The sequence below is a fragment of the Neobacillus sp. GCM10027624 genome (genome assembly GCF_042675345.1).
GTDB lineage: Bacteria > Bacillota > Bacilli > Bacillales > Cytobacillaceae > Neobacillus > Neobacillus cucumis_D.
The window spans coordinates 941,223-951,420 of the sequence record NZ_JBHTHD010000003.1 but is presented as its reverse complement, the minus strand read 5'-3'; the positions used below and the strand labels follow the sequence as shown (position 1 = coordinate 951,420).

The following is a 10,198-nucleotide window of genomic DNA, read 5'->3' as shown; positions in this document are numbered from 1 at the left end:
AAAGACCTAAGTCCGGTAGAATACCGAGCTCAGGTCCTCAAAGTAGCCTAAAATATTTGTCTAACTTTATTGGGTCAGATCATTTTTGAACAGGCTTTTGATTATTCATTCTATTGAAATGGCTTGCTTGCCCATTTCCGACCAAGCATCAAAAAAATCTTTTCGATTCACTTTCCTATTTTTATAACCATACGGGTCATTTACATAGATATAATGCTTATCAAATCCCGTGATTACTGCACTATGCCCGCTAAATGTGATATAAATAGTCCCCTGAGGAGTTTCCCATTTCCGAAATTTAGCACCCGGTTTAAAATTGTTTGTAATTAAAACCCAAACAGGAGAACCTTGATGAACTTTTTCTAAAAGTTCATCAAACGGCCGATTTGTTAAGTTAACTACACGATCCCCCATATACCTCTTCGCAAGATCAAAAATAGGGCCGTTATAAACGCTGAGTCCAGGTCCATCTGCCATATCGCCAACAAATCCAATATTTGGATTGCCTTTTTTGTTATGGGGATAGTTGAGAGGTTCTTTTTTTATCAGATCCGCTAATCCGTTTTTCGTAACTTTTATCCCATAATAGTTAAGAATCATGGCTAAACTCGTAACCTCACAGCCATTTTTCAGATGAGGTTCATCCATTTGATTGATTAAGGGAACCTCGAGCAGTTGTTTTTTTTCTTTCACAGACGGTTCTACTTTTTTTGATTTGCTTTCTCCCTTCTTTATAACCGCCTCTGCCATTTGAGATGGAAACAAATCATCAAACCTTTTATAAATAAAATGTTTGATATTATATGTATTAAAGAATGCTATAAAAAAAATGATACTGACTATAAAAAACCTTTTCATTACTAGCTCAAACCATCCTAAAATAAAATTTTGATATAATTATTTTAACATTTTTGGATGATTTATGGATAAAAATCTATCAAAAAAACTGGGGCCACTTACGGCCCCGGCAATTTCACTTTTACAAAAACAACACCATATATTCCTCATCATAATACGTTTGATCAACTTTTTCAGATCTTTTCTCAAGGCCAAATGTCTCAAACCCGCATAGATGATAAAGCTTTTTGGCAGATTCATTGGAGGATACAACGGTTAGATTAATTTTCTCAACACCGCCCATTTGTTTTGCTTTTTCAATAGCTTCCCCCATTAATCGTTTTCCCACACCCCTTCCCCGTGTTTCAGGGGATACATACATGGCAAAAATAGAGGCTTTATGCTTTGTTTTTCGCTTAGATTCCCTTACGAGTGTTACAACCCCACACAGCTTGTCATTCTCAAAAGCTCCATAAGTAAAAACATTTTCGGAGTTCAATCGATTTGCATAGGTTTCAAGGGAGTATTCCTTTTCTTCCTCATAGCTTGAAGCAAAGGCTTCAGGATCTTTTTGTAACGCTTCTAAGCGCAGATTCTGATATTGCCTTGCATCCATAGAATTTAATTGTCTGATTTCCATCATTAATCGCCTCCTCCATTTTGAAATCAACCCCTGAATAATTCGCCACCTTTTTCCATTTCCCTTCTAAAAAAACAAAAAAACAGCCGATGTCCCAATCTGCTTAATAAATGCATAGAATAACATAAAAAGTAGTGGCGGGGAGGAGGTATAATCATGGGATTATATTTTGATCACGACAAGTTCCCTGAGCTTTATAAAAACACTGAGGCCATCCAGGAACCCAATCAACAATTTTCCCGTAATGATGCTTTAGCTGATCTATTAGAGGAACAGAAAAAAGAACTGCAGAGAATGTTCAACCATGTAATGAATACGATGGATGAAAAAAATGGTAATTTACGTACTGTTATTGAACATGATGAGCAGATGATGATGGATATGCTTAATCAAGTATTGACTCGACTTGATCGTCAGGAAGCATTGACAGAGAAAATACTGCGCCAAATAAACCATATTCGTTCAATACTGTTTGAAAGAACCAATTACCTGGCCACAAAAATTGAGGATGGTTATAAGGTCACCTCAACCTACGTGTACAAATTAATGACCGGTTCTGATCAGCCGCTCACATTCTTATTAAGAAATGATAAAAAGGAAGAGAGTAAATGAAGATTCAATAAAAAACCCATCATGTTCACATGATGGGTTTTCTTCTTAAAATTCACCTTTGTTAAAAATGTCTGTTAGAACAGGGACGATTTGTTTTTTACGAGAAACAACGCCCTTTAATACAGCAGTATTATCAGAAAGCGTTACATTATAAGCTTTTTCAACCGCGCTTGCTTTACTTCCGATTGCTAGTCCAACTGAATCGTTTGTAAGGATATCCGTTACAACAAATAGGAAAAGATCTAAGTTCTTTTCGGCAACAATTTTTGAAATCGCTGCTTCTAAATCTTCTTTACGTGAAAGCACATCGTCTGTATCCACCGCATTGACTTGAGCAATTTCAACTTTGCTTGAGCCCATTTCGAATTCTTTTGCGTCAAGGGTAAGAAGCTGTTCAGTTGTTTTTTCACTCAAATCGGCACCGGCTTTTAGCATTTCTAAACCATATGTATCAGCATCAACACCGGCAATTTCTGCTAGCTCGCGTGCAGCAGCAACGTCTTGATCGGTGCAGGTTGGGGATTTGAATAATAAAGAGTCAGAAATGATTGCAGAAAGCATAAGACCGGCAACTTCTTTGCTTATTTGTTTGCCGTTTTCTTTGTACATTTTGTTTAAAATGGTTGCGGTACATCCTACTGGTTCGCAGCGATAGTATAACGGGTCGCTTGTTTCAAAGTTTGCGATACGGTGATGGTCGATTACTTCCAGTACACGAACATCGGTAATATCACTAGCACTTTGCTGGCGTTCGTTGTGATCAACAAGGATGACAGCATTGACTTCGTTTGCTACTGTTTCCACCAAGCGAGGTGCATCAGCGTTGAAATAATTTAAGGCATATTGAGTTTCGCCATTGACTTCACCAAGGCGGACCGGTTCAACATCCATTCCTAATTGTTTTTTCAGATCTGCATAGGCTAGTGCAGAGCAAATAGTGTCTGTGTCGGGATTTTTGTGCCCGAAAATCAAAACTTTTTCCATCTGAATTACTCCTTAATCGAATAAATTATACGGACAAGCCCCTTGGGGGATGACCCTAACGAAAATTATATAATATTCTGAAGGAAGATACAAAATAAATCTGACTGTTTTACTAAGATTTATGGAGTTTCCGCTCTAGGATGAGGTCTTATGAAAGACATTTTCAAGTGTCCCTTATCTAGCTTTGGCCTTCATTGACCTTATGAAGGTCGTTTTTATGGCTTACTCCTGCAGTTTTGGCCTTCATCGACCTTATGAAGAGCGTTTTCATGACTCTCTCACGAGGTTTCGACCTTCATTGACCTTATGAAGGCCGTTTTCTTGACTCTCTCACCCAGTTTCGACCTTCATCGACCTTATGAAGGCCGTTTTCTTGACTCTCTCACCCAGTTTCGACCTTCATCGACCTTATGAAAACCGTTTTCTTGACACTCTCACCCAGTTTCGACCTTCATCGACCCTATGAAGGCCGTTTTCATGACTCTCTTACCCAGTTTCGACCTTCATCGACCCTATGAAGGCCGTTTTCATGACTCTCTCACCCAGTTTCGACCTTCATCGACCTTATGAAAACCGTTTTCATGACTCTCTCACCCAGTTTCGACCTTCATCGACCCTATGAAGGCCGTTTTCATGGCTCTCTTACCCAGTTTCGGCCTTCATCCCCGTTAAAAACCAAAATGCACACAGCATCAAAATACGCCATGTGCATTCCACAAGATCAATCTACTTCACACCTATCGGTACCACTCTCTGTCCAATCGCTGCTATTAATTCTTTCGGCATTGGGTAGCTTACAGCTGCTGGATCCTTCATCACCGCGGGAATGGTTTGCTTTAGAGCTTCTTCAGAAATCTGATAATCTTTAAAATCAGATGGGAGACCTACCTTATGCTGCATCACCCTAATTTTCTCCACAACCTTTGCCAAGGCCGCTTCTGCAGAATCCCCCTTCACATCTACTCTCAATGCCTCTGCGAGCTCAGCCACTTTCGGTAAATACAACTGTGGAATATACTCCATCACCACCGGTAAAAACACTGCATTGGCCAACCCATGTGGAATTCTGAACAGTGCCCCGTAAGCATGTGCCAAATTATGGACCGGAATTGCATTCAAAGCAAAACTAAATGCGGTAATTCCCATTAAGCTCGCATGAAGTAAATCCATTCTTGCCTCAATATTCACTCCATTCGCTACAGCAACAGGAAGATTTTTTTCAATTAAGCGAATCGCATGAAGTGCCTGTGCATCCGTTAAGGCCGTTGCAGTTGGTGAGACAAGTGCCTCAATTGCATGTGTTAATGCATCAAATCCAGTAAAGGCAGTAATGGCCGGAGGCAGCCCGACCGTTAAATCGGGATCCAAAATTGCCATGTCTGCATTAATAAATGGATGAATAATATTGGTCTTCATTTGAATGTCTTCATTAAAAATAACCGCAATCGGTGAAACCTCGGAACCTGTACCCGCAGTCGTCGGAATCGCAATATGTGGAATGGGAATGAAGCCAGCCTTCGGAAACGATTCGTATAAAAGACCCCCTGGAATCGCCTCCTTAATATCCGCTAGTCCCTTATGAAGGGCATACTTTACCCCTTTTACCGTATCTAAAACACTCCCGCCCCCGACAGCTAATAATGCATCCGCTCCAACCTCTCGAGCGTAACTGGCCGCCTCATTAATACAGCGGCTTTCCGCATCCTGAGCAATATCAAGGTAGGTGCCGACAAGTTCCGGGCCGCTTCCATGACCGGTCAACTTAAAAATATCAGCAACTTTTTCGACAACGCCCGCTTTTTCTAATCCTCTGTCACTGAAAAGCACAACCCTTTTTGCACCAAGGCCAGCAAACAAGCTCGGAACAATAGCACGGGAATTGGACCCACTGTAAATTCCTGTACGAAGCATAAACTGTGATAAAGTCATTTTCATTTCAAAAATACCCCCTATTCGTTTTGACCAAACAGAATTCCATACCAGTTTCGTCTTTCTAATTCCGGAACCATTGATGTATGAACATGCTTGACTTGTGTATAAGCATCAAGGGAATGCTTGCCCATTTCCCTGCCGATGCCGCTTTGCTTATACCCGCCGAAAGGGGCATCATTCCGAAGCATATGCCAATCATTGATCCAGACTACACCTGCCTGAAGCTTTCGAACAACATCATAAGCCTTATTGACATCACGGGTCCAAACGCCTGCGGCAAGTCCATAAATCGTATCATTGGCCATACAGATTGCTTCCTCTACATTTGAATAACGAATTACACATAAAACAGGACCAAAAATCTCCTCTTGGGCAATTTTCATATCATTGGTCACATTCGTAAAAATTGTTGGCTCGATGAAATGTCCTTCTTCACAGCCCGACACCTGTACTTCCTTGCCGCCGCAAACAAGTGTAGCCCCTTCCTGTTTCCCTGTTTCAATATAAGAAAGAATGGTGTCTTTTTGCTTTTTTGAAATAACCGGACCCATATCGGTCTTAGTGTCAAGCGGATTCCCTAGCTTTAATTTACTCGTTAGTGCCACAAGCCCTTGAACAACTTGGTCGTAAATCGAATCCGGAACAAATAACCGCGTACCTGACTCACAGAACTGCCCGGAATGCAAGAACACACCAAAAAGACTGCCAGGTAGTGCGATACTTAAATCGGCATCCTCTAAAATAATATTGGGAGATTTCCCCCCAAGTTCTAAGGTAGTATTTTTAATCGTACCGGCAGCAAGCCCCATAATTCTTCTTCCTACTTCTGTTGAACCGGTAAAGGCAACTTTATCGACCTTAGGATGGCGGACAAGTGCTTCACCCACCTCAACACCTGATCCGGTGACAACATTGATGACGCCAGGCGGAACAACATTTGAAATAATTTCTGCTAGTTTCAAAGTCGACAACGGTGTATAGCTTGCCGGCTTGACTACGATAGTATTGCCCATCGCCAGTGCCGGTGCAATTTTCCAGCAGGCAATCACCATTGGATAATTCCAAGGAGTGATAGCGGCACAGACTCCGATTGGCTCGCGCCAAATAAAATTATGGGCGGGCCCTGGAAATGGTGGAACCGGAAGTGTTTCAGAGAATGGGTATTCCAGCGTGAATTTTGCTAGTGTTTGAAACAAATCGACCATTTGTAAGATATCGCTGTTACCAATTCGACGAACCGTACCACCCGAACTGATTGCCTCAAGATAAGCCAACTCCTCGGCATGTGCCGCAATTTGATAGGAAATCGCATAAAGAATATTAGAACGGTCTTTCGGACACATGTTTTTCCATTCTGTTTGATCAAAAGCAAGTCTCGCTGCTTGAACAGCCCTGTCAACATCAGCCTCGGTTCCCTTGGCAACCCTTGCCGCCAGCTGCCCAGTTGCGGGATTATAGACATCGAACATTTCTTGGCTGCTTGAAGGTTCCCATTTTCCATTAATAAATAGCGGAAAACTTTGTACATCTACATTTACAGTCATCCGAACTCCTCCAATTTATTAAATCTATAAAACTCCAAGTTCACTTTCAGTAAATCTATAAATCTCTTCTATTTTCTTGCCTTTTGCTCTAGCTAGGATTTCCATCCGGACTGACAGTTGTTTCATTGTAAAATTCATTATGTCCTCGGGATCTCCGCCAAAAGAACTAATCTTCCTTCCTCCAATCCCTTCTTGATTTAACCGAATCGCGAGTGGAGTTAACTCAGCCATTTTATGGGCAACAAATTCAAAGAGATGTGGATTTTCACAGATTAACCGCTGCAAGAGGAAGGTACCGTAGCCGATATGTCTCGACTCATCCTTTTTCAAGTTTCCTACCCCTTCCAAAAGACCGGGCATGATTCCTGCCGTTTCAAGTGCATTATAAAAGGAAAAGTAACCAGTTTCCGCCAGAACTCCTTCAACAAACATGTTGTAGACAACAGAAGCTTCGGCAATCGCCTCAGGAGATTGGTCTTCGACCAACCGTTCCATAGTGGTCGGAAGGATTTCATAAAAAATAGTTTTATAGGTTTCCGTGTGGAAATGCGAAAGGTCTCCCTTTTCACCGATTGCATTCAACACTAGCCGGAAAAATTCTGTATGCTTTGCTTCCTCATATAAAAAGGTGGTTAAAAACATTTCTTCCTCAAGGCGGCCTTCTTTTGCAATCGCCATGATGAGCGGTAAAAGGTCAAGCGTAACCGCTTCCTCTCCCGCCTGAAACTGGGAGATGAGGCGTAAAATATCCTCTTTTTGCTCACTAGTCAAGTTTTTCCAATCTTTTTGGTCCTGAGTGAAATCTATATCTGCCGGATTCCAGGTCCCGACCCTTTTTGCCTTTTGGTATAAGCGAAAAGGAAATGAATCCTCTAGTAATCCCCGGCTGCTAGTTGTTAACATTTTTCTACTTTCCATCAAACAAACTCCCTTCGTTCAGATGATTTAACGAATAAAATTCTCTATTGCTTCTTTTCGCAGTTGTGTTTTAAGAATTTTACCAACACCATTACGCGGCAAAGACTCAAGAAAAATAATTTTTCTCGGAGTTTTATTTTTAGCTAAATGTAGTTGGCAGTGGCGGATTAATTCATATTCAGATACTCTTGAACCCTGCATTTTTACTACACAGGCGACCATTTCCTCCCCCATTCGCTCATCTGGCACACCTACAACCGCCGCTTCATAAACCTCAACATGAGCATTAAGAATTTCTTCCACATCTCTAGGGTAGATATTAAAGCCGCCGCGGATAATTAAATCCTTTTTCCGGTCCACAATGTATACGTATCCCTCATCATCGACCCGGGCCATATCACCGGTATAAAACCATTTATCTTTTAATACCTGCATCGTTTCCTCAGGATTCTGATAATAACCCGGGGTAACATTATCACCGCGGACAATCAATTCGCCTACCTCTCCCATTGTGAGCTCTTCTCCAAGGTCATCGACAATTTTAACTTCCACTCCTGGAATCGGTACCCCGACGGAACCGGGTTTAATGGGTATGCCCTTTCGATGAGCCGTTACCACAGGTGCAGCTTCTGATAACCCATAACCTTCATAAACAGGAGCAGCGAATTTTTCTGCAAAAGCCTGGTATAAAGCAACAGGGAGCGGGGCAGAACCTGAACCGACCGATTCAAGACTAGATATATCATAACTCCTTGCTTCCGGATAGGACACCATGGCATGGATCATTGCTGGAACGGCTGAGAAGGTTTTTACTTTATAGTGTTCTATCGCTTTAAAAACCTTTTTTACGTCAAATTGTGAAAAGACAACAATCGAACTGCCTGTTAAAAAACAGACATTGGAAATGGTCAGACCGTACACATGAGCAAGCGGAAGTACACCTAGTGTTGTCCCGCGTTCCGTACCACTGTGTTTAGCTGAATTCAAGGCATTGGAGTATAAATTTTTATGAGTTAGCATAACGCCTTTTGGATTGCCGGTTGTTCCGGATGTATAGAGGATAACGGCTGTTTCTTCTTCATTTGCGTTTTGTCCGAAATGGTCTTGATTGAAATTGTCCATTACATCGTAGAAGTTTACTAGATTCGTATTTGAAGGCAGGTCTGCTGCTATGATGATTGGTTTTACAGGAAGATCAATAAGTGCTTTTTCTACCTTTTCTAAAACGGGTGATGAGGTAATCACAGCCTTGGCACCAGAATTGTGGGCAATATATTGAATTTCTTTTGAGTGAAGGGTAAACATGATGGGAACAATAATCGCCCCTGCACGCGAGATTCCTTGGTAGGCAAAAACAACTTCTGGGCAATTGGGCATAACAACGATCACCCGGTCCCCTTTTGCAATGCCCTTATTCGATAATCCCGCGGCAAAGCTATCCGCAAAATTCTTTGTCTCTACATTGGTGTATTGCTTTTCATTAAAATACAAAAAAGGATATTCCCCGAACTGAGATATATTTGTTTCGATCAGCTCCTTAAGCTCCACAAAATCCATCCCTTCTTTAAAAAAGTTGAAAAGAACAACACTGAACGCAGAAGTGGAGTTTGCACACTTCTGTGTCAGGAATTATCTTAAATGGTAGTATACTAGTGATCCACGCTTTTCCCAGACTACTTGGTTTCTTTCCTCTAGCAAATCCAAGTGCCCTTGGATTTGTGATAACCCTAAAAATACTGTTCTTTCTTGCAGCTGCGGGTACATTTTTAAGCAGACTTCAAAAATCGTTTTATCTCCGTCTTGGAGATAGTTAATAATTTGCCTGCAGCGATTCTCTTGCTCTAACAATCTTAGTTCGATTATAGAAAGATGATCCTCAAATGGTTCTCCATGACCGGGATAAATCATTTTTATTGGTAATTTGCTGATTTTCTCCAATGATTTACGGTATTGTAATAACGGTTTCGGGCGCTTATCCCCACTGTTAATTGGGGGTTCGATAAAGGCATTAACGGAAAAAACTTTTAATAAATGGTCTCCTATGATTGTATCGCCAGTATCATGATTCCAAAGCAAAATGTCGCACTGGCTGTGCCCCGGAACATATATAATTTCAAAATCCAATCCGCCTAATGGAACAATATCCCCTTCTTTGATGTAAGAAACATTCCTCCAATTTTCCGCTTTATAGGTTCGCTGAATGATATTTTTTTTAGGGTCTGCCCCGCATTCTTCCATGAAGGTACGGTAAAATCCCTCATTTTCTTGAAATTGTTTGATTCCTGTATTAAATGGGCCCCTTGCATTTTCATGGACATAAATAGGAATATCTGCTTCTTTCAAAATAAGTGGAATCCCGCCGGCATGGTCTGTATGGATATGAGTTAAAACAATATGATCCAAATCGCTAAAAGCAATGCCCTGGTTTTCCACTAAAGATTTCAAACGTTGAAAAGAATAAACACCGGGATCACCCGTATCAACTAAGGTGACAGACTTTCCAATAACTAAAAAGGAGTTAACCGTACCCTCGGCAAAATGGGTTTTAAGTTCAAGAGGGACAATTTTAACCAACCCGGCCCACTCCCTTCTTAAATAATTTTTTAATAAAGGCTATTTTCGCACAAATTGTTGTTTTTCGAATAAGTTTATTAACCCGTATAACTAGAAGTTTTCGTGGCATCTTTTCTTAAAACGCGATGCGAAAATTGCCTGGAAACTTAGTGAACGA

At 41.1% G+C, this 10,198-nt stretch carries 9 protein-coding genes; 1 reads left to right on the top strand and 8 read right to left on the bottom strand.

The genetic code is table 11. The features are described 5' to 3' along the window. Positions 1–105 precede the first annotated feature (105 nt). The gene (locus ACFQZ9_RS09755; RefSeq protein ID WP_498943584.1) at positions 106–765 is read right to left on the bottom strand and encodes a C39 family peptidase; all 660 of its coding nucleotides are present in this window, start codon (positions 763–765) and stop codon (positions 106–108) included. 214 nt (positions 766–979) lie between these two features. Beyond that, positions 980–1,477, bottom strand: coding sequence for a GNAT family N-acetyltransferase (locus tag ACFQZ9_RS09750; RefSeq protein ID WP_498943620.1), 498 nt, complete (start codon positions 1,475–1,477; stop codon positions 980–982). Positions 1,478–1,633: 156 nt separating this feature from the next. Here ACFQZ9_RS09750 and ACFQZ9_RS09745 point away from each other — a divergent pair, with 156 nt between their 5' ends. After that, positions 1,634–2,089, top strand: a complete 456-nt coding sequence (locus tag ACFQZ9_RS09745) for a hypothetical protein (protein WP_498943583.1) — start codon at positions 1,634–1,636, stop codon at positions 2,087–2,089. 45 nt (positions 2,090–2,134) lie between these two features. Here ACFQZ9_RS09745 and ACFQZ9_RS09740 read toward each other — a convergent pair whose 3' ends face one another. The 6 genes from ACFQZ9_RS09740 to ACFQZ9_RS09715 all read right to left on the bottom strand — a co-directional run bounded on the left by ACFQZ9_RS09740 (position 2,135) and on the right by ACFQZ9_RS09715 (position 10,041). Then, entirely contained in the window at positions 2,135–3,073 is a 939-nt protein-coding gene (locus ACFQZ9_RS09740; protein WP_498943582.1) for a DHH family phosphoesterase, read from the bottom strand. A gap of 726 nt (positions 3,074–3,799) precedes the next feature. Beyond that, the gene (locus ACFQZ9_RS09735; RefSeq protein WP_498943581.1) at positions 3,800–5,008 is read right to left on the bottom strand and encodes an iron-containing alcohol dehydrogenase; all 1,209 of its coding nucleotides are present in this window, start codon (positions 5,006–5,008) and stop codon (positions 3,800–3,802) included. Between the two features lie 14 nt (positions 5,009–5,022). Next, the gene (locus tag ACFQZ9_RS09730; protein WP_498943580.1) at positions 5,023–6,549 is read right to left on the bottom strand and encodes an aldehyde dehydrogenase family protein; all 1,527 of its coding nucleotides are present in this window, start codon (positions 6,547–6,549) and stop codon (positions 5,023–5,025) included. 24 nt (positions 6,550–6,573) lie between these two features. Then, a complete protein-coding gene (locus ACFQZ9_RS09725) occupies positions 6,574–7,467 on the bottom strand; it encodes a R2-like ligand-binding oxidase (RefSeq protein WP_498943579.1) in 894 nt (297 codons plus the stop codon). 27 nt (positions 7,468–7,494) lie between these two features. Then, on the bottom strand, positions 7,495–9,015 hold the full coding sequence (locus ACFQZ9_RS09720; protein ID WP_498943578.1) for a long-chain-fatty-acid--CoA ligase: 1,521 nt from the start codon (positions 9,013–9,015) through the stop codon (positions 7,495–7,497). An 81-nt stretch (positions 9,016–9,096) separates the two neighbouring features. Continuing rightward, positions 9,097–10,041, bottom strand: coding sequence for an MBL fold metallo-hydrolase (locus ACFQZ9_RS09715; protein ID WP_498943577.1), 945 nt, complete (start codon positions 10,039–10,041; stop codon positions 9,097–9,099). Positions 10,042–10,198: the final 157 nt, after the last annotated feature.